The following is a 24612-nucleotide window of genomic DNA, read 5'->3' on the forward strand; positions in this document are numbered from 1 at the left end:
GTTCCTCTCCCGCCGTCGCACGGCGGTCGGACATCCCACAACACCCGGATGGGCAAAGCGTCGGAGGTCTGCTGATGAGCGAGGAAATGCTGCCGTTGTCGGTTGCGCAGCACGGGCTGTGGCTCGCGCAGCAGTTCGTCGACGACAAGGCGGTCTACAACGTGCCTTATGCGGTGCGGTTGCGGGGGGTGGTGGATGTGGTGGCGTTGGAGGGTGCTGTTGGGGAGATGGTGGCACGTCATGAGGTTTTGCGGTCGCGGATTGTTGTGGTGGGTGGTGAGCCGGTTCAGGTTCCGGTGGTTGGTGTGTCGGTTCCGGTTCGGGTGGTGGATGTGTCGGGTGGGTCTGGTGTGGAGGGTCGGGCGCGGGTGGTGGTGGAGGAGGAGGCGTTGCGTCCGTTTGATTTGGGTGTGGTTCCGTTGGTGCGGGTGGTGTTGGTGCGGTTGTCGTTGGTGGATCACGTGTTGGTGGTGGTGATGCATCATGTGGTGTCGGATGGGTGGTCGCGTGGTGTTGTGGTGGGTGAGTTGGGTGAGTTGTATTCGGCGGCGGTGTCGGGTCGTGTCGCGGTGTTGCCGCCGTTGCCGGTGCAGTACGCCGACTTCGCCCTGTGGCAGCGGAAGAAGCTGACCTCCGCGGCGGCGGGAGACCTGGTCGCCTACTGGAACGAGCGGCTCGCCGGCGCGCCGACCGTGCTGGAGCTGCCCGCGGACCGGTCCCGCCCGGTGCGGCCCTCCTTCGCGGCCGGGGTCGCGGAACTGAGCGTGCCGCCCGCCGTCGTGTCCCGTCTGCGGGACATCGGCCAGGCTCGCGGCGCGACGCCGTTCATGACCGCCCTGGCCGCCTTCCAATTGCTGTTGGCTCGCTGGACCGGGGTGGACGACCTGGTGGTGGGCGTACCCGTGGCGGGGCGCGAGCGGCCGGAGTTGGAGCGCCTGGTCGGGTACTTCCTCACCACCGTCCCGGTGCGGGTGCGCCTGCCGCGGCAGGCGACTTTCGCCGAGTTCCTGGACCTGGTCCGCGGCCACGTGCTGGACGACCTCGCGCACCAGGACCTGCCGTTCGACCGGATCGTCGCCGAGGTGGTCCCGCAGCGAGAGGCCGACCGCAACCCGCTGGTCCAGGTGGTTTTCCAGCTCATCGCAGGCCAAGGGCCGCAGCTGCGGTTGGCCGGTCTGGAGGCCTCGTCGTTCGGCCTCAAAGCGGTCACGACCCGGTTCGACCTGGAGTGCCGGCTGGTGGAGCGCGACGGCGGTCTCGTCGGCGAGTTGACCTACCGCCGGGACATGCTCGACCCCACGAGGATGGACCGCCTGGCCCGGCAGTACGAGCGGATGCTCGCCGACATCGCCGCCGACCCGGGACGCCCGCTGGAGGAGTACCGGCCGGTCGATCCGGCCGAGGTGGACCTGCTGGTCCGCGACTGGGGGCGGACCGAGGGCCGCTACCCCGCTCGACCGGTCCACCGCCTGGTCGAGGAGCGGGTCGCCGCCGAGCCGGACGCCGTCGCCTTGGTGGCGGGGGACGGGACGCTGACCCGCGGCGAGCTGAACCGCCGCGCGAACCGACTGGCCCGGCACCTGTCGCGGCGCGGAGTCCGTCCCGGCGAGCTGGTGGCGGTGCGCCTGGGCAAGGGCTCGGACCTCGTCGTGGCCGTGCTGGCGGTGCTCAAGACCGGTGCCGCGTACCTGCCCCTGGACGTGGCGCTACCCGACGAGCGCACCTCCGCCCTGCTCGGCCTGGCCGCGGTCCGGCTGGTGGTGGTGGCCGAACGTGAGAACGCCGCCGCGCCCTGGCTCGGTGACCGCGATGTCGTGGTGGTCGACGAGCCGTCGATCGCGGCCGAGCCCGACGGCGACCTCGACGTCGAGGTGTCACCGGAGGACCTGGCTTGCGTCATGTTCACCTCCGGCACGACCGGTGTCCCCAAGCCGGTGGCCGCGCCGCACCGGGCGGTCGTGCGGACGTTCTTCGGCCAGGACTTCGCGCGCTTCGGCCCGGACGAGGTGTCGCTGCAACTCGCGCCGGTGTCGTGGGACGCCTTCGTGCTGGAGTTGTGGCCCGCCCTGCTGCACGGCGGGCGGTGCGTCCTGGCGGACGACGGCCCGTCACCGGACCAGGTCGTCGAGCTGGTGCGACGGCACGGCGTGACGACCCTGTGGCTGTCCGCCGGGCTGTTCAACGTCTTCGCGGACGAGCACGTCGAACTGTTCGGGCTGCTGCGCCAGGTCATGACCGGCGGCGACGTCGTCTCGCCCGCGCACGTGCAGCGGGTGGGCCGGGACTTCCCGGGTCTGCGGGTGGTCAACGGTTACGGCCCGGTGGAGACGATGGTCTTCGCGACAGCGCACCAGGTGCGCGTCGAGGAGGGCATGCCCGCGCGTGTACCCGTCGGCCGGCCGATCGCCGGTGCCGCCGTGCACGTGCTCGACCCGCGGCTGGAGGTCGCGCCCATCGGCCTCGTCGGTGAGGTGTACGTCGGCGGCGATGGACTGGCGCACGGCTACCTCGGGCAGTCCGGGGCTACCGCCGGGCGGTTCGTCCCCGACCCGTTCGGTGCCCCGGGCCGGCGCCTGTACCGGACCGGTGACCTCGCGCGGTGGACCGACGCCGGAGTGCTGGAGTTCGTCGGTCGGACCGACGACCAGGCGAAGGTCGGCGGCTTCCGGGTCGAGCCCGACGAAGTGCGCGTGGCGCTGGCCGGCGCGCCCGGTGTGCGCGACGCGGTTGTGGTGATCCGTGAGGATCTGCCGGGCGACAAACGCCTGGTGGGTTACGCCGTCGGGGAACCTGCCCCGGACCCGCGGCTGCTGCGCGACCACCTCGTCGGGCGGTTGCCCGCCCACCTGGTGCCGTCCGCGTTCGTGGTGCTCGACCGCCTCCCGCTCACGCCGGCGGGCAAGCTGGACCGGCGTGCGCTGCCTGCGCCCGGCGGTGACCGCCCGGACTGGTTGGAGGAGTACCGGCCGCCGCGCACCGACGTCGAGCGGACCATCGCGCGGATGTGGGTCGACCTGCTGGGACTCGACCGGGTCGGCCGCGACGACGACTTCTTCCGCCTCGGCGGCCATTCGCTGCTCGCGGTCAAGCTCGTCGCGCGCGTCCGCGCCGAGCTGGGTGTCGACCTGTCCGCGAAGGCTGTCTACGAGGCACCCACGGTGGCCCGGATCGCGTCCGAGGTGGTCGGCCGGCGGACGAGCGGGACCGCCGGGCCGCTGGAGCCCGTGCCGCGTGACCGACCGCTGCCGCTGTCGTTCGCGCAGCAGCGGCTCTGGTTCTTCGACCGCCTGCTGCCGGGTAGCCCGGTTTACAACGTGCCTTATGCGGTGCGGTTGCGGGGGGTGGTGGATGTGGTGGCGTTGGAGGGTGCTGTTGGGGAGATGGTGGCACGTCATGAGGTTTTGCGGTCGCGGATTGTTGTGGTGGGTGGTGAGCCGGTTCAGGTTCCGGTGGTTGGTGTGTCGGTTCCGGTTCGGGTGGTGGATGTGTCGGGTGGGTCTGGTGTGGAGGGTCGGGCGCGGGTGGTGGTGGAGGAGGAGGCGTTGCGTCCGTTTGATTTGGGTGTGGTTCCGTTGGTGCGGGTGGTGTTGGTGCGGTTGTCGTTGGTGGATCACGTGTTGGTGGTGGTGATGCATCATGTGGTGTCGGATGGGTGGTCGCGTGGTGTTGTGGTGGGTGAGTTGGGTGAGTTGTATTCGGCGGCGGTGTCGGGTCGTGTCGCGGTGTTGCCGCCGTTGCCGGTGCAGTACGCCGACTTCGCCCTGTGGCAACGAACCTGGATGACGGGCGACGTCCTGCGGGCCGAACTGGACCACTGGCGAGCGGCGCTCGCCGGCGCCCCGACCGTGCTGGAGCTGCCCGCCGACCGCCCGCGCCCGCAACGGCCGAGCTACTCGGGCGGTCTGGCGGAACTGCGCGTCCCGCCCGAGCTGACCGACCGGCTGCGGACGCTGGGACGTGAACGGGGCGCGAGCCTGTTCATGACGCTGCTGGCCGGCTTCCAGTACCTGCTGAGCCGGTGGGCCGGTGTCGACGACGTCATGGTCGGCGTGCCGGTCGCCGGACGGGTGCGGCCGGAACTGGAGCGGCTGGTCGGGTTCTTCGTCAACACGCTCGCGGTGCGGGCCGACTGCTCGGGACCGCTGTCGTTCACCGACCTGCTGGGGCGGGTGCGACGGTCGACCCTGGCCGCCTACGCCCACCAGGACCTGCCGTTCGACGAACTGGTCGCCGAGCTGTCACCGGTGCGGGAGGGCAACCGCAACCCCTTGGTCCAGGTGGAGTTCCAGTTGCTGGAAGCCGGTGGTAGGCAGTGGCGACTGACCGGACTGGAGGCTTCGTCGTACGGATCGCGCACGCCCACCACCCGGTTCGACCTGGAGTGCGATCTGATCGAGCGGGACGGTGGTCTCACCGGCGGCATCACCTTCAGCCGCGACCTGTTCGACCAGGACCGGGTGGACGCGTGGGCGCGCGAGTACGAGCGGTTCCTCGCCGCGGTCGCCGTGGACCCGGACCGCCCGCTGTCGGACTTGGTGGCCGTGGCCGGTGCTCGGGGAATCGCCGCGCGGGCCGAGCCGATCCCGCCGGCGGGACCGGTTCGGTTCGTCGAACCGGCCACGGCCGCACAGCGCGTGCTCGCCGAGGTGTGGCGAGAGGTGCTAGGAGTGGAGAAGATCGGCGTGCACGACAACTTCTTCGACGTGGGTGGCCGGTCGTTGCTGGCGATCAAGATGGTGACCAGGGTGCGGCAGCGGCTCGGGGTGGAGATCCCGCTGGAGGTGTTCTTCGACCGGCCCACCATCGCGGAGCTGGCCGCCGAGGTGACGGACCGCGAACCGCGGGACGGTGTCGTCGATCTGGTGGCCGGACTGTCCGATGAGGACGTCTCACGAATGCTGCGGGAATTGGGGGAAGACGATGACCACACACTCGGCTGAGTCGACCGGTCCGTCGGTGGCGGAGCGCTGGCGCCCTGCCTCGATCACGGTGCGGCGCGATGTGGACCTGTGGGACTGGGCGGTGTCCACGTTGGACGAGTTGAGCGCCCTGCTGCGCGAGCACGGCGCGGTGCGGGTGCGGGGTGCCGGAGTGACGGCCGACTCGTTCGGCGAGCTCGTCTCGGCGGTGGCGGACGCCCCGCTGGCCGACTACGTGCAGCGGTCGACGCCGCGGCGCAAGGTGGAGGGCCGGATCTACACCTCCACCGAGTACCGGCGGGACCAGGTGATCCACCTGCACAGCGAGCAGTCCTACGCCACGTCGTGGCCCAAGGTGGTCGGGTTCTGGTGCCGGCAGCCGGCGCGGGAGGGCGGCGCGACCACCCTCGCGTCGAACGCCGAGGTGCTCGCCGGTCTGCCGACGGATCTCGTCCGGCGGTTCACGGCGAGCGGTGTGCGCTACGAGCGCTGGTACCAGCCGTTCCTCGACCTGCCGTGGCCCGAGGTGTTCCAGACCGACGACCCGCTCGAAGTGGACCGGGTGTGCGCCGGGATGGGCATCGAGACCTCGTGGTACGACGGCGGCGCGGTGCTGCGCACCCGACAGGCCGCCCAGGCGACGATCCGGCGCGACGGCCGCGAGGTCTGGTTCAACCAGGTCGGCCTGTTCCACCCCGCCGCGTTGCCCGCGGACACGGCGGCCGCGCTGCGCGCGCGTGCCGGCGACCGGCTGCCCCGCAACGTCCTGTTCGGCGACGGGAGCCCCATCCCGGACGAGGACGTCGCCGCGGTCAACGCGTCGGCCGGGAGGGCGACCTGGAGGGAGCCCTGGCAGGCGGACGACGTGCTCCTGGTGGACAACGAGGCGGTCGCCCACGGCCGCGACGCCTACGTCGGTGAACGTACGGTGCTCGTCGCGATGGCGGGCGTGGGAGGCGCGCCGGATGTCCGTTGACGCGCGGCGCGACCGCTTGATCGCCGCGCTGCGGCGGCGAGACGGCGCGGTCGGCCCGCCGGTCCGACCCGAGCCGTCGTCGGCACAGCGCGGGCTGTGGCTGCTCGACCGGCTCCACCCCCGTCTCGCCAACCACCACATGGCTACCGTGACCCGGCTGCGCGGTCCGCTCGACGTGGCCGCACTGGGCCGGGCGATCACCGCCGTGGTCGCCCGGCACGGGGCGCTGCGCAGCACGTTCCCGGCCCAAGACGGCCTGCCTGCACTCGTGGTCCGCGATGCCGCGCCGGTCGAGGTGCCGGTGATCACGGCGGCGGACGAGGACCACGCGCGTGCCGTGCTCGCCGAGCGGTTGGCCGAACCGTTCGACCTGGAGCGGGACCTGCTGGTGCGCCCCGCGCTGGCGCGCCTCGCCGCGGCGGACCACGTGCTGCTGGTGGTGATCCACCACATCGTCTCCGACGACGTGACGCAGGACCGCGTCATGCGCGAGCTGTGGGACGACTACACGGCGTTCGAGGCCGGTCGGGAGGTCGGGCGGACCGAGGTGCAGGTGCACTCCCCGGACGACGCGGTCCGGCAGAGCGGAGGGCCGCAGCGGCGGCTGCGGTACTGGCGAGAGCAGCTCGCGGGCATGCCCGACGTGCTGGAGCTGCCCGGCGCGCGGCCCCGGCCGGAGGTCGGGCGGTTCCGGGGGCGGGTGCTGGAGTTCGAGGTCTCCCGGGAGGTGACGGCCGCGTTGCGCGAGGTGGGCAGGAGAAGGGGCGCGACGCTGTTCATGACCGCACTGGCCGCGTTCCAACTGCTCCTCGCGCGCGCCTCGGGCCGCACCGACGTCGCCGTCGGTGTCCAGACGACCGGCCGGACCAGGCCGGAGTTCGAGGACGCGGTGGGGTTCTTCGTCAACCTGGTGGTCATGCGGGTGGACTGCACGGCCGGGCTGAGCTTCGACCACCTGCTCGCCCGCGTCCGTCGCACCGTGCTGAGCGCCTACGACCACCAGGACGTGCCGTTCGAGCACGTGGTCGCCGCGCTCGCGCCGAGCCGCCACCCAACCCGGTCACCGCTGGCGCAGGTGGTCTTCCAGCTCTGGGAGGAGCCTGCCCGCCGGCGGCCCCGGCCGGCGGGCCTGGTCACCGAGCGGTTCCCGATCGCGACCACCACCTCCCGGTTCGACCTGGAGTGCGTCGTCGTGGACCGGGGTCACACCCTGAGCTGCCGCCTCGTCCACGATCGCGACGTGTACCCGGAGGTGGTGGCCAACCGGCTCGCGTCGGAGTACCGGGAGCTGCTGGCGTCGGTGGCCCGGGATCCGGGTCAGCGACTCGACCTGCCGGCCGGCCGGTGGGTCGGCGAGCCCGGCGGGCGGGCCGTGGACCTGCCGGGCCTGTTCCGGACCCGGGTCGCCACGGCACCGGACGCACCTGCCGTGGTGGTGGGGGAGACGGTGCTCACCTACGCCCAGCTGGACCGCCGAGCCACCCGCACCGCGGTTCAGCTGGGCGGACCCCGGTCGCGGGCCGCGGTGCTGGCCGACCAGCCGGCCGACCTCGTCGTGGCGGTGGTCGCCGCTGCGATGGCGGGTGCCCGGGTCATGCTGCTGCCCGTCGACGAGCCCCGGGCGCGGACCCGGGAGCGGCTCGCCGCGGCGGACTGCCCGGTCCTGCTGACCGGCGCGGGCACACCGGGGCGCGCGGGGATCGCCGCCGGCCTGGTGCGGCGGACCGTGCTGCTGGACGCTCCGCCCGCGGTCGGGGACGCCCCGGACCCGGTGCGTCCCGACGAGGTGGTCTGGATGCCGCCCGAGACGGTGCCGGTGACACACGGAGCGGTCGTGGAATTCGTTCGGCAGGCCGCCGAGCTGCTCGACACCCCGGACGCCGTGCTGCTGACACAGAGGCCCACGGCGGCGGCCGTGCACGGTGTCTGGGCGGCGCTGACCCGGGGGGCACGGCTGGTGGCACCAGCGCCGGGTACGCCGCCGACGGATCTCGGCGCGACGGTGCGCGACACCGGAGCGACGGTGCTGCCGCTGGAGGCCGGGACCACGACCCTCCCGCGCCTGCTGCGCATCGACGGCGCCTGCTCGCCGGGGGAGTCGAGCGCGGTGGAACGGGAGTTGACGGCGGGGCCGGGCGTGCGCCGCGCGGTGGTCGTGGCCACCACCCGCGGCCACACGGCCTACGTGGTCGGCGAAGACCCGCGCGGCGACCGGCTTCGGGACCACCTCGGTGCGCGGCTACCGGAACACGACGTGCCGGTGGAGTTCGTCCTGCTCCGCGACCGAGGGCCGCGCGGGCCACGCGAAGCGGCGCTGTGCCGGTTGATCGCCGATGTCCTCGGGACATCCCGGGTCGGTGTGCACGACGGCTTCTTCGACCTGGGCGGGACCTCGGCACAGGCCGCGGTGTTCGCTGCCCGCGCAGGATCCGAGCTCGGTGTGGACATCCCGCTTCCCCTGCTGTTCCGGGCGCCCTCGGTGGCCCGCCTGGTCACCCTGCTGGAGGCGGAAGACCCGGACGTGCCGCGACCAGGGGACGCCGCGTACCCCGGTCCGCTCGACGGGCAGGCTCACTCGTGAGGACCTCGGCGATGATGGCGGTGGTGCGCGGCGCGGGGCCGGTCGGTGTGGCCGGGCTGGCGCTGCTCGTGCCGGCCGTCGCGGCGGTCGTGCCCGCCCAGATGCTGGTGATGGGTTCGCTGGTGCAGACGCTGGCAGACGGGTTCGGCCACGCCGGCACCGCGACCGGAGTCGCTCGGCGAGTGGTGCTGCTGGCCGTGCTGATCACCGTGGCGGAGGTGGGCTCCTCGCTGCTGACCGTGGTGGGCAACCACCTCGGTGCGAAGGCCGACCGGGTACTGCGGGAGCGGGTCGTGCTCGCCGCTGCGCTCCCGGCCGGCACCGCGCACCTGAGCCGCCCTGAGGTGCGCGACGTGCTGTTCCACGCCTCGAACGACGGCAGCTCCCGGTACACGCCGGGCGGAGCGCTGGCCGGGGTCGCGGAGAAGGCGGCGCAGTGGCTCCAGGTGGTGTTCGCGGCAGCCTTGGTGGCGTCCTACCACTGGTGGCTCGCGGCCGTGCTGCTGGTCGCCCAGGTACTGCTCGGTTGGAGCGTGCGGCGCACGTACCTCAGGCAGTTGGCCGTGCTGACCCGGCAGACGTCCCTGGTGCGGCGTGCGGCGTACTTCCGCGACCTCGCGCTGGAACCGGCGGCCGCGAAGGAGGTGCGGGTGTTCGGTCTGGGACCGTGGCTGGTCGAGAGGTTCCGCGTCGAGTGGCTGGCGGCCATGACGGAGGTGTGGGCGCAGCGCAAGCAGGGCTGGGCGGTCCAGTCGACGGCCGTGCTGCTCGCCGGCGGCACCGCGCTGCTCGCGTTCGCGCTCATCGGCGTGGACGCCGTGGCGGGCGTGGTGGGCGTGGGCGCGTTGACAGTCCTGCTGCGTGCCGTTCACCGGGTCGCCGCCGGTGTTCCGGCGGACAACAACGACCTGCGCATCGCCTACGGCACCGCGACGCTGCCCGCGCTGCTGGACTTCGAGGCAGCGGTGGCCGGCGAGCGGTCACGTGCGGGCGCGATCGTCCTGTCGTCGGTCGCACCGACGCACGACGTCGTCTTGGACGGAGTGACCTTCCGCTACCCGGGCGCCGATGAACCGGTGCTGCGGGGAGTCGACGTGCGGATACCGGCGGGCCGTTCGGTCGCCATCGTCGGGGGCAACGGGGCGGGGAAGACGACCCTGGTCAACCTGCTGTGCGGGGTGCTCGAACCGACCTCCGGCACGATCCGGGTCGACGGCGTGGACCTGCGCGACACCGACGTGCGCGCTTGGCAGCGCCGGATCGCCCCGGTCTTCCAGGAGTTCCTTCGCTACGACCTGCCGGTTCGGGACAACATCGCGTTCGGTGCGCTGGGCCGTGCGCAGGACGCGGCGCTGCTGGAGGACGTGGCGGCGCGAGCCGGCGTGCTGGACCGGATCAACGCCCTGCCGACGGGGTGGGACACCCCCTTGGGCGGCCACCTGCCCGGTGGCGCGGACCTGTCGGGCGGCGAGTGGCAGCGGATCGCCTTGGCCCGTGCGCTGTTCGCGGTCGAGGCCGGTGCCACCGTGCTGGTGATGGACGAACCGACGGCGAGCCTGGACGTGCGGGCGGAAGCGGAGTTCTACGACCGCTTCTTCGACCTCACCGCCGGGGTCACGACGCTGGTGATCTCGCACCGGTTCGCGTCGGTGCGCCGCGCCGACCTCATCTGCGTGCTCGACGGTGGGAGGGTGACCGAGCTGGGTTCGCACGACGAACTGGTCGACCGGGGCGGGCGCTACGCCGAGATGTTCGCGCTCCAAGCGTCCTGGTTCGGCGAGCTGGACGCGGAGGGCGACCGATGACCCACCTGAACTGGCGTCCACTGGTGGTCCTGGCGAAGATCTGCCTGCGAGCCGATCCTCGCCGGATAGCCGTGCTCGTGGCCTGTGAGCTGCTCGGCACCGCGCTGAAGCTGCTCGCGGCCTTCGGGGTGAAGCTGGAGGTCGACGCCGTGCTGCGCGGCGACCCGCGCGGCGCGGTCGCGGCAGCGGTGGTGATGGCGCTGGCGCTCACCGGGGCCGGGCTGACCGCGCAGGGCTACCTGCGGCTGACCGACCGGGTGATCGACAGCGCGGCGCTGGTGATCGACGAGCGGTTGATGCGGCTCAGCGCGGGCATCCCGACGATCGATCACCACGAGCGCGGTCGCTACCTCGACGAGATGACCTCGCTGCGCGAGGACCGCCAGGTGATGCCGCAGATGGTCAACGCCCTCGTGGTGAACCTGCGCGTGGTCGGGTTCTTCTCGGGCGCGCTGGCGCTGTTGGCGTGGATCGACCCACTGCTCGCCCTGCTGCCCGTGGCCGGGGTGGCGTTGCTCTTGGCACACCGCGTGGCCAAGCGGCTCTCCCGCCGCGCCCGCCGCGCCAACGCACCCCTGATCCGCGCCCGCGACCACCTGTTCAAGGTGGCCACGTCACCGGAGTCCGGCACCGAGTTGCGGTTGTTCGGCTTGGCGCCGGAGCTCGCGCGACGACACCTGGCGCTGTCGGAACGAGCCGACGCGGTGACGCTGCGCGCTGCGTTGCGGGGGTGGGCGGCGACGAGCCTGGCGGCCGTCGTGGTGGCGGCGGCCTTCGGCACCACGATCGCCGTGGTCCTGGGCGGCGCGACCGGCGCGGGCATCGGCTCGGCGGTGCTCGCACTGACCCTGGTGGGGCTGGTCAACGCACAACTGTCCGCCGCGGCGGCGACCGCGGCGTACCTGCACCAGGTCGTCGAGACCGGGGAGCGCCTGCTGTGGCTGGAGGAGCACGCCGAGTCCCGGCGCGACCCACCCGCCACCACGACCGTGCCGGCGACCTTGCGGGACGGCATCCGCCTGTCGGACGTCTCCTTCCGCTATCCCGACAGCGAGCGCACCGTCCTGCACGGCATCGATCTGCGACTGCCCGCGGGCGCCTGCGTGGCGCTGGTCGGTGAGAACGGGTCCGGCAAGAGCACCCTGGTCAAGTTGCTGGCCCGGATGTACCGGCCGACCGCCGGGTCGATCACCGTCGACGGCGTGCCGGTCGAGGCGTTCGACGTCGAGGACTGGCGCCGCGCCACGACCGCCGGCTTCCAGGACTTCGTGCGGTTCGAGCTGGCGGTCCGCGAGGGCGTGGGCCTGGGCAACCACGCGGCCCGCGGCCGGGACCTGCTCGTCGACCGGGCGATCCGCCGCGCGGGCGCCCACGGGTTCGTCTCGGCACTGCCGCGCGGCGCGGACACCCCGCTGGGCGCGCGGTGGCCGGAAGCGGTCGGGCTCAGCGGCGGGCAGTGGCAGAAGCTCGCGCTCGCCCGGGCCCTGACGCGACCGGCGCCGTTGTTGGCCATGATGGACGAACCCGCGGCCAGTCTCGACGCGGTCAGCGAGCACGAGCTGTTCAAGCGGCTGGTCGGGATGCGCTCGGCCGCACAGACCCACGGCGGGGTGTTGTTGTTCGTCTCGCACCGTTTCGCCACGGTCCGTGCCGCCGACCTGGTCGTCGTGCTCGACCAGGGCCGCGTGTCGCAGGTCGGCACGCACGACGCGCTGGTGGCCGGCGGTGGTCTGTACGCGGAGCTTTACGAGATGCAGGCACGTGTCTACCGATAGGAGTTCCGACCCAGTGGTTGATCTACCTGTGCACCCGTCCTCGGCCCGTTTCATCCCACGACCGGGTGGAGGTGAGCTCCTCGACGTGACCGACCTGCTCGCCGCCCTGGCCGAGGAGGGCGGGATCGCCGGCCGGCTGCTGGAGCGCCTGGAGCCGGGCGACCTCGACGGCGGGACGGTGGCGCCCGCCGACCTGGTCAGCGCCGCCTCGTGGGAGTCGGACCGGCTCGGCGACATCACGGTGCGACCCGAGCACCTGGTGCTGGGGTGGGCGCGGCTGGCCGCCGAACGCGATGACGGGCGGGCACCGGGCCTCGAACGGGTCCGAGAGCAGTTGCAGTGGGTGATGGCCGAGCGGGCGCAGCTGACGTACGAGCAACTCACCCCGGTACCCCGGCCGGACGCCGTCCGGCCGCCCCGGACGGTCCTGCTGGCCGGGGCACCGGGCACCGGGAAGAGCACCCTGGCCGAGGCACTGGCCTGGCGGCTGCGCGCGCCGGTGTACTCGATGGACTGGCAGCTGGGCGCGCTGGTCCCGTTCGGGGCGCTGCGACTGGACAACTCCCTGCCGCTGGCCGAGGCGAACCTGACCGCGTCCATCGCCCGCCAGGTGCAGCTCGGGTTGGACGTGATCGTGGACGCGACCGGTCACCGCCGTGAGGTGCGGCAGCGGTGGCGCTCGGTCACCGAGCGGCTGGGCGGTGTCTTCGTCGGGGTGGAGTGCGTGTGCTCCGACGAGGCGGTGCAGCGCGGCCGGGTCGAGGGCAGGTCGCGCGGCATCCCCGGCTGGCACTCGACGGTGTCCTGGGAGCACGTGCTGCGCATGAAGAGGCGTTGGGAGCGGTGGGACGAGCCGCACCTGGTCGTGGACTCGGCGGTCGCGTCGCCGGAGCAGGTGCTGGCCGAGGTGCTGGCCGCGGTCGACGCCGCGGGATGAGTTTCGACAACCGGAGGTGGGCGATGTTGAACGGGGCTCAGGTCGAGCGGTACCGCGACGAGGGCTTCCTGCTCGTCGAGGACGTCCTGGGAGCGGGGGACGTCGGACGGGTGCGGGCGGAGGTCGAGCGGTTGTACGCGCTCGACCACGACGGGAGGGTGATGGAGAAGGACGGTGTGACCGTTCGGGCGATCCACGGTTCGCACCAGGTCAGTGAGCTGTTCGCACGGTTGGCGAGGTTGCCGCAGCTGCTGTCGGTGGCGGAGCAGCTGCTGGGCAGCCGGGTCTACCTCCACCAGTGCAAGGTCAACGCCAAGCGGGCGTTGACCGGCGACGTGTGGCAGTGGCACCAGGACTTCGTGTTCTGGCAGCAGCACGACGGGCTGACGGCGCCGCTGGTGGTCAACGCCGGGGTGTTCCTCGACGAAGCGACCGAGCACAACGGGGCGTTGCTCGTGGTGCCCGGCTCGCACCGGCTCGGGACGCTCGTCGGCGGGAACCGCGGCACCGGCTCGGGCGACGAGTGGAAGGCCAACTTCACCGCGGACATCGACTTCGCCTTGCGCGCCGACCAACTGGCGCCGTTGGTGGCCGAGCGGGGCATCCGCTCGTTGACCGGACCCGCGGGCAGCCTGCTCTTCTTCGACCCGATGCTCGTGCACGGCTCGGGGGCGAACATGACACCCCAAGACCGGAGCATGGCGCTGTTCAGCTACAACAGCGTGGAGAACGTCCCGCAGGAGGTCTCCCGGCCCAGGCCGGAGTTCCTCGCCGCGCGCAACCGGACCCCGCTGGAAGTGCTGGCGGGCGCCCTGTGAGCCGCCGGGCCCTGGCCGAGTCTCTGGTGGCCGCGGTGCGCGCACACCCCGCGGCCGTCGCGGTGGTGGACGGAGGGGTGGCCCATACCTACGCGGAGCTCGACCGCGCCTCTGCCGAGGTGGCCGGCGGGCTGCGCGAACGCGGCGTGCGCCCCGGTGACGTGGTGGCGATCAACTCGACCCGCGGTTGGTCGCGCTGCACGGCGGTGCTCGGTGCGTGGCGAATCGGCGCCGGTGTGCTGTCGCTGGACACCACGATGCCGCAGGAGCGGGCCAAGGCGATCCTCACCACCGCCGGCTGTGCGCTCGTGGTCGGCGACGAGGCCGGCGCGACCGCGGGGTCCGGTCTGCCGGTGGTCTCGTTCGCCGAGGTCTTGGGCGCACCTGTGACCGAGGTCGTGGACGGCCCTACGGCCTACGTGATCCCCACGTCCGGATCGACCGGCACCCCGAAGTCGGTCGCCGTGCCCCCGGTCGTGCTCGCGGACCTCGGGGCCTGGCACATCGACCACTGGGTGCACGACGTCCCACCTCACACCCTGCACGCGGCACCCATCGGTTTCGACGTGGTCTACGAGGACATGGTGGCGACCTGGTTGGCCGGGGCGACGCTGGTGGTCGTGGACGACGAGCAGCGTCGCGACCCGTTCACCCTGGTGCGATTGATCGAAGAGCACTCCGCGGCTCGGATGTTCCTGCCGGTCGCGCTGCTGCACGGGTTGGCGATGGCCGCGCTCTTCGACGACGCCCGGTTGCCGACCCTGCGGGAACTGGCACCCGGCGGCGAGCAGTTGGTGATCAACGACGAGGTCCGCGAGTTCTGCGGGAGCAGGGGCATCACCCTGGTCAACCAGTACGGCCCCAGCGAGACCCACGTCGTGACCCAGTGCCGGCTCTCCGGCGACCCGGCGGGCTGGCCCGACCGGCCGCCCATCGGCATCGCCGTGACCAGCGCCGAACTGCTGCGCCACGTCGACGGTGTGCTGCGACCCTTCGAGCCGGGGGAGAGCGGCGAACTGGTGATCGCGGGCGACTGCGTGGGCTTGGGCTACGTCGGCGACCCGGAGCTGACCGACCGCAAGTTCCGGGTGCTGCCCCACCGCGACGGCACCGACCGTCGGTGCTATTTCTCCGGGGACCTGGTCCGGCTGGACGAGGGCGGCTTCCAGTTCCTGTCCCGGGTGGACGACCAGCTCAAGATCAAGGGCTACCGGGTCGAGCCGGGCGAGGTGGAGGCCGTGCTGGCCCGGGTCGACGGGGTCCGGCGGGCCGCGGTGGTGGGCGTGGAACGTGGCGGGGTGGTCCTGCTGGCCGCGTTCGTGGTGACCGGGGACGACTCGGTGGTGACGGAAGAGGAACTGCGCGAGGCGTGCGAGGAGAGCCTGCCGGAGTACATGGTGCCCACCTACTGCTCGGTGGTGGACGCGCTGCCCGTCAACGCCAACGGCAAGGTCGACCGACGCCGGCTGGCCGACGTGGCGGCGGCTCGGCGTGGAGCGACGTCACTGGGCCGCCGGTGACGTGATCGGCAGGTCAGGTGGCGCCCGCGGGGTGTGGACTGCGGGCGCCACCGGGGCACATTCCGAGGGGGACGATGTCGGGAACCACCAGGCTGGACTCGGAGGTCGAGTGCCTCACCGACCCGGAGGAGGTGCGTGATCGGATCCGGCTGCTGTGCGAGGGGGCGCGTGACGCAGTCTCGGTGTTCGCTCCGGACGGTCTGCGGGCCATCGGGGACGGTGCGTTGGGCGTGGAGGAGGCGGAGCTGCTCGCGCGGGGCGTGCGGGTGCGGGTGATCTACCCCGATCAGGTGCGTGACAGCTCACCCGGGCTCGACTGCGCGACCCTGCTGGCCGACATGGGCGTGCAGGTCCGCATCGCGCGTTCGCTGCCGCTGCGGATGCTGGTCGTGGACCGGTCGGCGGCGCTGCTGCGCGAGCCGTGCGCCGGCGCCGCCCTGCTGCTGAGCGGCACCGGATTCGTGTCCACGCTGCGAAGCCTGTTCGAGGCGAAGTGGCGGCGCGCCGTGCCGTTCGGCTGGGCCGGCACCGACCACCAGGGTCTGTCCACGACGGAGGCGATGGCGCTGAGGTTGCTGGCGTTGGGCCACACCGACGACGCGATCGCGCGGCGACTCGGGGTGTCCTCCCGGACCGCCCGGCGGATCGCGGCGGACCTGATGCAGGAACTCGGTGCGCGCAGCCGCTTCCAAGCGGGCGCGCTGGCGGCGCTGTACGGGCTGATCACGGTCGAGGACATCGAGGACGAGAACTGGTAGGCCGGTTCCGGCCACGGCCGAACCGGTGACAGGTTCCCGTTGGGGGACAAGGGTTGTCAGCGTAGCCGACAACCATCGGGAGCCTTGCTGATGTTCAACATCGAGACCGTGCGCAACGACTACGAGAAGAACGGCTTCGCGATCATCCGCGATGTGCTCGACCCGGACCTCATCGGAGAGGCCCGCGAGCACGTGTCGTGGCTGGGCCGCAAGTACCCCGACCTTCGCCCTGAGGAGTACCACCACCCACTCATGCGCAACGATGCGTTCTGGGTGCGCCTGGTCTCGGATCAGCGCCTGGTGGACATCGCGGAGCTGTTCCTCGGCCCTGATGTGGCCTGCTTCACCTCCCACTACGTGTGCAAGCCGGCGCACGACGGTCGTCCCGTGCTGTGGCACCAGGACGGTGCCTACTGGAAGCTCAAGCCCATGGAGGCGCTGACGGTGTGGGCGGCGATCGACGAGTCCACCACCGAGAACGGCTGCCTTCGGATCGTGCCCGGCAGCCACGTCATGGACATCCACCCGCCGCGCCCACGCACGGACGTCGCGAACATGCTCTACTCGCAGACGCGTGAAGAGGTCGTGCGGGAATGGGTCGACCGCGCGGGGGTCGTGGACATCGAGCTGCGACCCGGTGACGTGTCGATCCACCACCCGAACGCCCTGCACTGCTCCGAGGCCAACACATCGGCCAAGCGCCGGTGCGGCCTGGACATCGGTTACATCCCCACGTCCACCCTGGTGGCGAACGAAGGGCTGTACCTCGACCCGATCCTGGTCCGGGGCAAGCCGGGCAGCGCGGCCAACCAGTACCGTGACTACCCGGTCTACGCGCCGGAGGAGACCATTCCGTTCCGCGGTCACGAGACCTGGAACGCCGAGGTCGCCGACCTGAACCTGCGCAACGGGTCCTCTCAACCGACGTTCCGGGAATCCCCTCTGGAGACCACGCACCGCATGGTGCGGCGGTTGGAGGAGGGCACCGTGAGTCGATGACGACTTGTCGCGGTGCGGGCAGACGCGACGACTTCGGCCGTCGTCCTGACGTCGTGATCACCCGTGCGGGTGACCCCGGTTTCCTCCCGTGCTCGTTGCGCGTGCGCGACTACTGCGACGTGACGTACTGAAGCAATGCGGAAACTGGGGTCGGGTTGGCTGCCGCCGCGCTGGTGGTGTCCAACGGTGCGCCGGCGGCTGCCGTGGACGGCACGCTCCCGAAGGCAGGGGCCGAACTTCACCGCGGGGTTGCGGGAGGGCACCGAGATCGCGAACGCGATGACCGGTCCGCGGACGATCCTGTTCTTCCTGTCCGACGGCCGCGACAACCACGTGCTGGAGAACTCCGAGGGCGCGTTGGCGGAAGTACCGGAGCGGGCGGACACCCACACCGTGACGTTCGGCCCGGACGCCAACTGCCTCGGTGGGCCTCGGACCCGGAAGCGGATGTCCGAGGCGACCTGGGCACCTGCGTCCAGGGCGACTTCGACGCCCTGCCGGCCCTGCTGCCGTGCAGACGCCGCCCTTGGACGTGGGCAACCACTCCTTGTGCGTCACCGCCCACGGCAGCGACTTCAAGGGCCGCCGGGAAGGTGACCGACTGCACCAATGCGTCAAGACGCCCGGTGTCGGCACCGGCTCCCCCGGCGCGGGTTCAGATCGGGTAGCTGGAGATGTCACCGCAGGTGAGCGGATCCGGCGTGGGGCTGGGGGCGATGGCGGTGTGGCATACCTGGACGGTGACCCGGTCGATGGGCACCGGGGTCGGGCTGAGCGGAGCGGAGAGCACGAACTCGAACTTCGTCGCGCCGGTGGTGCTCTGGCGTTCGGTGTCGACGACGGTGCGGCCGTTGTAGGCGGTGAACACGGCCACCGCGACGGTGCGGGTCGGAGGGGCGCACGGGGTGGTGTTGCGCAGCGCCACCTCACCGGTGACCTCGATCGCGGTCACCGGCAGGGGTGAAGGGGTCGGTTGCGCGTTGCGCCAGGCCAACTGGCCCGCGGTGTAGCTGCTGAGGCAGCGGTCGGTGTGCTCCGCCTTGAACGCCACCGCCGCCGCGGCGGGGTCGGCGCTCGCGCCGCCGGTGAGGGTGAGGGTGGTCGTTGCGGCCGCGAACGCCACGGCGGTGGCGCGGCCGATCCCGGATAACAGGGGCGAGGTCATTCGAGCAGACTCCTTTGTCAGCCGAACACGATCTGCACCGGACGCACCCGACGCCACCACGTTGATCATTTTGCGCGGCCCGCGGAGTGACTCATCCGAACGCCGGGTGCTACGCGTGACCAATCCCGTCAACTTCCACGCCGCGGGAATCGGTCCGCGCTTCCGCTCGACGTTGCCCGGCGTGTCAAGGGGTTGTCACTACGGAACGACGAATGCACGATATCGGTAACAAGTTCGACATGACTAAACGATTCCATGTGCCGTGAACTGCCGAAACAATCCTCGAACGCCACCGTCTCGGCGGTACGGGCGGGTCGGAGCGGAAAGTAACGTCCGGAATCCGCCGGGTTCATAAACGGCGTTGCCGATCGGTTCCCGGGCTCCGCTGGCACCTCCCGGGCGACCGACCGGTGTACTTCCCTGCACCCTCGCCTGAAAGGGCTGCCCAAATGACGTCTTCACGTACCGTCCGATTAACGGGCGCGGTCGTCCTCGCGATCGGTCTCGCCATTCCATCCCTGCCCGCGGTCGCCGAGCCCAGCGGCGTGGCGACCACGTCCCCCACCTCCGCGACGCGCGTCTCCCTCGGCATGGCCGAGGCGATGAAGCGCGACTTCGGCCTCTCCGCCGAGGGCGTGCAGACGCGCCTGGCCCAGGAGGAGAGGGCCCGTGGCGCCGAGGTCGTCGCCCGCAAGCTCTACGGCTCGGCCTACGCGGGCAGCTGGTTCGACCCCGCGACCGGCAAGCTCGCCGTGGCGGTCGCCGGTGAGGCCGGGGTCCACAAGACCGGCCTCGACGTCACCGTCGTGCCCGTCGCGCACAGCTACGCCCAGCTCGACGCCGCCAAGACCGCCCTCGACCGGCAGGCCGGCAAGGCCGCGCCCGCGGGCGTGAACGGCTGGTACGTCGATGTGCGGACCAACACGGTCGTCGTCACCGTCAACCGGAACAAGCTCGACGCCGCCGTGGACGCGTTCCTCGACGAGGCCAAGGCCCTGCACCGCGCCGTGCGCGTGGTGGAGGAGGACCACTCCCCGGTGCCGTACGCCGACGTCGTCGGCGGCTGGCCGTACTGGATCAACAACGCCGGCCGGTGCTCCATCGGCTTCGCCGTGTACGGCGGGTTCGTGACGGCGGGCCACTGCGGCACGCCCGGCTCCCAGGCCACCGACCAGAACGGCGCGCTCTACGGCTACTTCGCCGGCTCCACGTTCCCCTACTTCGACTACGCGTGGGTGCAGACCGTCGCCGGCGTGAACCTCTGGGGCTACATGGAGGGCTACAACGGCTACTGGTACTACGTGCGCGGTTCCGCGCAGGTCCCGGTGGGCTCCGGCGTGTGCCGCTCGGGCTCGACCACCGGCATGTGGTGCAACTACATCCAAGCCCGCAACCAGACCGTGAACTACCCGCAGGGCGTCGTCTACAACCTGACCCGGACGAACGTCTGCGCCCAACCCGGTGACTCCGGCGGCTCGTGGCTCAGCTCGAACCAGGCCCAGGGCGTGACCTCGGGCGGTTCGGGCAACTGCTCGACCGGTGGAACCACGTACTACCAGGAGGTCAACCCGATCCTGGCCGCCTACGGCTTGTCGCTGATCCTGTCCTGACCGCTGAGCGGTCTCCCCATCCGACGACCCGACCGGCCTTCGTCCTCTGCCCGGAGGCCGGTCGGGTCGATCGAGCGCGGACGTGGTTCAGGCTTCAGGGCCGCGGAGGTCGATCCGTTCGGCCGCTTCGAGGTCCGCGGTCGGGAACGGCGTCCGCCTGGACTCGGTGAGCAGGCGGTGGTGGAAGTCGTCCAGGACGGCCGCGACGCGGGCGTGCCGGTCGGCGACCGCGGCGATCGCCGGGGCGGGGTCGTCCGGCAGGTGGTGGCGGAGCAGGTGGCTCGCGACGTAGTAGCGGTCGTACGCCAGGTGGCGCGACAGGAAGTCACGCTCTGCCGGGGAGAGGTCGAACCCCGCGCCGAGGGCGAGTCCGAAGTCCGCGAAGTACAGCCGTCGACCGTCGGTCAGCACGTTCCGGAAGTGGGCGTCGAAGTGGACCAGTCCGCGGGCACCCATGAACGCCGCCCCACGGGCCAAGGCCCGGTCGACCCGCGGCACGGCCTCCGAGTGGTCGGCGAGCCAGGAGGACAGCGTCCACGGCACGTGCTCCAGGAACAGCACCAGGCTCGCCGAAGCCCGACCGATCGCCTCCAACCGCCCCCGGACGGCCGCCGAGCCCTCCCAGTGCGCCACCGCGCCGTCGATCCCGCCGAGGAAGTCGGTGAACCCGTGAGGTGCCGAGCCGGGTAGGACGCGCCAGTGGTGGGTGAGCGGGAAACCGTCGTACTCGCCGTCCACGACCCACCGCGTCGTCATGGTGTGCACGGCCAACTCCCGCCACGCGCCGAACCCGGCCGACCCGATGCCGTACTGGTACCAGGTCGGCAGTCCGAAGAGGTTGGCCGTCGAGTGGGGGTTGCGCAGTTCGAGGTCGGTCAGCGGCACCTGTTTGACGAAGACGCGCGTGCCCGCGACGTCCAACTCGGCCGACCGGCCACCGATGCCCGTTCCCAGCGCGGTGGCCGAGGCCACCCGTTCGGCGAGTTCGCGGTCGCTCAAGCCGGCGAGTCGGGCAGCCACCACTTCGTGCGCGGCCAAGCGCCGTGCCCGGTCGTCGGTGATCACCCCCACGACGCTACCAACGACAGACGGCGGGCAGACCGGCCTGCGTCCCCGCGCGCTAGTCGATGCGGATCTCGGCGAGTTGGAGGCGGTAGCGGGTGGGCTCGTCGGTCGGGGGTGTGCCGAGCCTGGTGACCCGGAGGCGGAGGTAGCGGCCGGTCGCCGAGGCGAGGGCGTAGGTCTGCGGAGCGCCGTTCGGCTTGGACTGCCCGGTCACGGTGCGGACGGTGGTGTAGGCGGTGGCGCCGTCGGCACGGGTCTGGAGGGTGAAGTCGACGGGGAAGCCGGGGGAGCCGCCTCCGGTGGCCGCGGCGTCGGTCCGGGGGAACAGGGTCACCGAGCTGATCGCGCGGCCGACGCCGAGGTCGACCTCCAGCCAAACCGGTGTGGTGCGGATGTCGGCGGAGCCGAAGTCGGTGCTCGTGTAGCCCTTGGCCCCGGTGACGCTGGTCGTGGTGCCGTCCAGCACGCGCGTCCGGCCCCAGTCGCCGTTCTCCAGGCTGTAGTTGCTGGTGACGGTGAGCCCGGCGGCGGGAACCTGGAGTTCGGCGAGTTGGAGGCGGTGGCGGGCCGGCTCGTCGGTGGAGGGTGCGCCGAGCTTCGTCGCCTGGATGCGCACGTGGCGGGCGGTGGTGGTCCTGAACCCGAAGGTCTGCGGGCGCCCGCCGGGGTTGGACTGGCCGGTGACCCTGCGGACGGTGGTGTACGTGGCCGCGCCGTCGGCACGGGTCTGGACGGTGAAGTCCACGGGGAAGCCGGCGGTGCCGCCCCCGGTGGCGGCGGTGTCGGTGCGGGGGAAGAGACGCACCGCGTCGAGGCCCGCGTTGGCGCCCAGGTCGACCTCGACCCAGACGGGGGACGCGCTCACGTCGGCGGAGGTGAAGGCGTTGCTGGTGTAGCCCTTGGCTCCGACCACGCCCGTGAGCACGCCATCGGTGAGCCGGTTCCTGCCCCAGTCACCGTCCTCCACGCTGTTGTTGCTGGTGACGGTGCGGCCGAGGGCGAGGTTGTCGCCGTGTCCGGTGCCGGTGGCGATCAGCGTCCACCCGCCCGGTCGCAGGGTGAAGTACACGTAGGAGGAGTCGGCACCCGCGTAGGTCAGGCCCGGGACATCGCCGGTGGGAGCGCCACCGGTGTAGACCGTGGTGCCGTTGGCCGTGATGACGGGTCGGGCACCGTGGTAGGTGGGTACGCCGACGCGGGCGGTGGTCGCGTCGGGAGAGGTGAGGTTCAGGGTGGCGGTGTTGCCGGCCCGGGTGAAGCCGAAGCGGATGTCGCCCTTCACGGTCGCCGTGACGGTGCTGATGGACGTGAACGTGCCGGTCTGCGGGATGACGTCGTAGGTCGCCCAGCCGGGCTGGGTGGGACGTACACCGGCGGCGTAGGCGGACAGGGCGTACAGCGGGCCGCCGTTCCAGGCGTGGTTGTCGGTGCCGTCGGCCTTGACCCACAGCTCCCACAGGGTGTGGCAGGCGGGATCGGCGACCTGCGCCGCGAACCGGTTGCGCATCCGCTCCTCGGCGACCGTGGCCGCGCCCATCAGGTAGAGCGCCTCCAGGACGTAGAACTCCATGTACGGACTGGCGTTGGAGTGGGTGCGCAGCACGTCGACGATCCGCGGATGGCGGGTCGGGGCGGCCAGGCCCGCGACCACCGCGAGCGCGTTGGCCCGGTCGTCGGTGTCCTTGGTGTAGCCGGGCGAGCGGTACTCGTTCCCCGACGCGTTCCACAGCACGCGGTCGAAGTTGGCCTTGATACTGTCCCGCCTGGCTTTCCAGCGGGCCACGTCACCACCGTTGCCGCTGAGGTCGGCCAGCTTGGCCGCGGTGTCCAGGGCCAGGTAGTACCAGCAGTTGTCCAGGACGCGGGTGTCGATGTTGCTGCCCCAGTCGTGCCAGTCCCAGTCCCCGGCGCGGTGGGCGACCAGGCCGTCGCCGTCCAGGCCCCACAGGTCGAGGTAGCGCTTCACCGCCGGGTAGGCCCCGGTGACGGCGCTCGCGTCGCCGGTGTAGAGGTAGAACGTCCAGAACGACCACACCGAGGCGAGCATCTGGGCGGGCAGCTCGTCGGTGTAGGCGACCGACGGCACGGGGGAGTACAGCACACCACCGGGTTCCTGCCAGGACGTCAACTGCGCGATGGCCTTCCTGCCGAGCGCGTCGGCCCTCGTGTCGAAGGTGTGGAAACCCTCCTTGATCTGGTTGACCACGTCACCCCACCACTGGGCGCGTTCGCGGGTGGGGCAGTCCATGTAGTTGTCCCGCATGTTGACGTACACCGTGCGGGCGGCCTTGGCCCACAGGGTGTTGAAGAAGGCGTCGTTGCTGGTGAACGACCCGGCGAAGTCGGTGTCGTAGCCGCTCTCCCGGTACTTCAGCTCCAGGATCCGCACGCCCGTCGGAATGGTGTACCGCACCGCGGTCCCGCTCATCCAACCCAGCGACTCGAACTCCTGGACGCCGCCCGTGCAGATGTAGGTGGAGCGGACGGCGTAACCGGTGCCCGTCAGCCTGCCGCCGTCGTTGTAGTGGTCGGTCCGGATGTCGATCACCGCACCCGCCGGGGCGTCCACCCTCAGGTACGGCGTCACCTGGAGGTTGGACGGCAGCACGGCCGAGATGGCGGTGGCGCCCAGACCGGTGGTCGGGAGCGAGGCGGCGTTCGCGTACGGCTTCAGGGCGGAGTACCGGAACTGCGGGATCGGCCGCGCCACCAGGCCGTTCCACGGAGCGACGCCGGCCGTGCCCCGGTCGGTGGGCGCCGTCCAGGCGTTGTCGTTGAAGCGCGGGGACTGCCAGCCCGCCATGGCGGTGGCGTTGCGGGCGTCGTAGTGGACGTTGGACTCGGACAGCCGGAAGTTGGGCTGGGTGCCGGTGGTGTCGTGGTTGTAGCCGGGGTGGACGACGTGCTTCCACCTGGTGTCGCTGACCAGTCGGGTGGTGGAGCCGGTCACGATGTCGGACTGGAACAGCAGGCCGCCCTGGCCGCTGCCGTGGTGCGAGAAGCCCTCCTTGCCGAAGTACCACACGAGCAGCGCCACCGTGTTGTCGCCGGCGGTGAGGTGGGGGGCGAGGTCGATCTCGTCGTAGTAGGTGCCGGTGCGGTCGGGTCCGCGCTTGAGCTGGCCTTCGAACACGACGAGCGTGCCGTTCACCCACAGCCAGTACTTGGAGTCCGCGGCGATCCGGGTCACGGCGGTGGACGGCGCGGAGTCCAGGGTGAAGGACCTGCGGAACGCGAGCCACTGGTTCGTGCGGCTGGACGGCGCCCAGATCCACCGCGCCGACCAGGAGACGGCGGAGGCCTCCGAAGCGGGCGGGGCCAGCACCAGCGAGCCCGCCGTCGGCGCCACGGTCGCGGCCATGGCGGTGCGAAGGACCGATCGACGGGATACCTGCGACATCGGCGGGATCCTTTTCGTGACAAGGCGGAGAGGCGGACGCGGAGGCGTTGAATCGATTCAAGCCGCACGACGATTTTTGTCCTGGACGGAGGTGGTGTCAATCGGCCGACCGGGGTAGGTAGGTCCACAATGGACCAAAGTGCACCGCGTCCCTGCGGTTCGATCAGTTCTTGTGGACCGTCGAGCGTCCGGTCGGGAGAGGTGCTCACATCACGTGATGGGCGAGTCCTACGCGCCGGCAACGCTGGTTCGACGATGAGACGCGTATCGAGACCCGATCGTTG

General features: G+C 71.6%; 15 protein-coding genes. 12 read left to right on the forward strand and 3 right to left on the reverse strand.

Annotated elements, in window-relative coordinates:
- The first annotated feature begins 86 nt into the window (after positions 1–86).
- The 11 genes from AB0K14_RS25650 to AB0K14_RS25700 all read left to right on the forward strand — a co-directional run bounded on the left by AB0K14_RS25650 (position 87) and on the right by AB0K14_RS25700 (position 17219).
- Positions 87–4940, forward strand: a complete 4854-nt coding sequence (locus tag AB0K14_RS25650) for an amino acid adenylation domain-containing protein (protein ID WP_360456214.1) — start codon at positions 87–89, stop codon at positions 4938–4940.
- On the forward strand, positions 4921–5895 hold the full coding sequence (locus AB0K14_RS25655) for a TauD/TfdA family dioxygenase (protein ID WP_360456150.1): 975 nt from the start codon (positions 4921–4923) through the stop codon (positions 5893–5895). Before AB0K14_RS25650 ends, AB0K14_RS25655 begins: the two co-directional genes overlap by 20 nt.
- The gene (locus AB0K14_RS25660; protein WP_360456153.1) at positions 5885–8476 is read left to right on the forward strand and encodes a condensation domain-containing protein; all 2592 of its coding nucleotides are present in this window, start codon (positions 5885–5887) and stop codon (positions 8474–8476) included. The genes AB0K14_RS25655 and AB0K14_RS25660 overlap by 11 nt, the downstream gene beginning before the upstream one ends.
- A gap of 11 nt (positions 8477–8487) precedes the next feature.
- Positions 8488–10281 carry an ABC transporter ATP-binding protein gene (locus AB0K14_RS25665; RefSeq protein ID WP_360456156.1) on the forward strand — a complete coding sequence of 598 codons (1794 nt, stop codon included), beginning with the start codon at positions 8488–8490 and terminating at the stop codon, positions 10279–10281.
- Entirely contained in the window at positions 10278–12056 is a 1779-nt protein-coding gene (locus AB0K14_RS25670) for an ABC transporter ATP-binding protein (RefSeq protein WP_360456159.1), read from the forward strand. Before AB0K14_RS25665 ends, AB0K14_RS25670 begins: the two co-directional genes overlap by 4 nt.
- An 85-nt stretch (positions 12057–12141) precedes the next feature.
- Positions 12142–12993, forward strand: a complete 852-nt coding sequence (locus AB0K14_RS25675) for an AAA family ATPase (protein ID WP_360456162.1) — start codon at positions 12142–12144, stop codon at positions 12991–12993.
- Between the two features lie 23 nt (positions 12994–13016).
- Positions 13017–13811 carry a phytanoyl-CoA dioxygenase family protein gene (locus tag AB0K14_RS25680; RefSeq protein ID WP_360456165.1) on the forward strand — a complete coding sequence of 265 codons (795 nt, stop codon included), beginning with the start codon at positions 13017–13019 and terminating at the stop codon, positions 13809–13811.
- A gap of 35 nt (positions 13812–13846) precedes the next feature.
- Positions 13847–15331 (forward strand): AMP-binding protein, encoded by a 1485-nt coding sequence (locus AB0K14_RS25685; RefSeq protein ID WP_360456168.1) that lies wholly within the window; start codon positions 13847–13849, stop codon positions 15329–15331.
- 74 nt (positions 15332–15405) lie between these two features.
- Positions 15406–16089 (forward strand): LuxR C-terminal-related transcriptional regulator, encoded by a 684-nt coding sequence (locus tag AB0K14_RS25690; RefSeq protein WP_360456171.1) that lies wholly within the window; start codon positions 15406–15408, stop codon positions 16087–16089.
- Between the two features lie 90 nt (positions 16090–16179).
- Positions 16180–17088 carry a phytanoyl-CoA dioxygenase family protein gene (locus AB0K14_RS25695; RefSeq protein ID WP_360456174.1) on the forward strand — a complete coding sequence of 303 codons (909 nt, stop codon included), beginning with the start codon at positions 16180–16182 and terminating at the stop codon, positions 17086–17088.
- Positions 17085–17219 (forward strand): hypothetical protein, encoded by a 135-nt coding sequence (locus AB0K14_RS25700; RefSeq protein ID WP_360456177.1) that lies wholly within the window; start codon positions 17085–17087, stop codon positions 17217–17219. Before AB0K14_RS25695 ends, AB0K14_RS25700 begins: the two co-directional genes overlap by 4 nt.
- Positions 17220–17743: 524 nt before the next feature.
- On the opposite strand, the gene AB0K14_RS25705 is transcribed toward AB0K14_RS25700, so the two are convergent.
- On the reverse strand, positions 17744–18253 hold the full coding sequence (locus AB0K14_RS25705; protein WP_360456180.1) for a hypothetical protein: 510 nt from the start codon (positions 18251–18253) through the stop codon (positions 17744–17746).
- 449 nt (positions 18254–18702) lie between these two features.
- On the opposite strand from AB0K14_RS25705, the gene AB0K14_RS25710 reads away from it, so the two are divergent.
- The gene (locus AB0K14_RS25710; protein ID WP_360456183.1) at positions 18703–19863 is read left to right on the forward strand and encodes a S1 family peptidase; all 1161 of its coding nucleotides are present in this window, start codon (positions 18703–18705) and stop codon (positions 19861–19863) included.
- An 87-nt stretch (positions 19864–19950) separates the two neighbouring features.
- Here AB0K14_RS25710 and AB0K14_RS25715 read toward each other — a convergent pair whose 3' ends face one another.
- Positions 19951–20928 carry a hypothetical protein gene (locus AB0K14_RS25715; protein WP_360456185.1) on the reverse strand — a complete coding sequence of 326 codons (978 nt, stop codon included), beginning with the start codon at positions 20926–20928 and terminating at the stop codon, positions 19951–19953.
- 55 nt (positions 20929–20983) lie between these two features.
- The gene (locus tag AB0K14_RS25720; protein WP_360456188.1) at positions 20984–24328 is read right to left on the reverse strand and encodes a discoidin domain-containing protein; all 3345 of its coding nucleotides are present in this window, start codon (positions 24326–24328) and stop codon (positions 20984–20986) included.
- Between the last annotated feature and the right edge of the window lie 284 nt (positions 24329–24612).

Origin of the sequence: Actinosynnema sp. NPDC050801, assembly GCF_040673975.1 — a bacterium.
Taxonomy (GTDB): Bacteria; Actinomycetota; Actinomycetes; order Mycobacteriales; family Pseudonocardiaceae; genus Actinosynnema.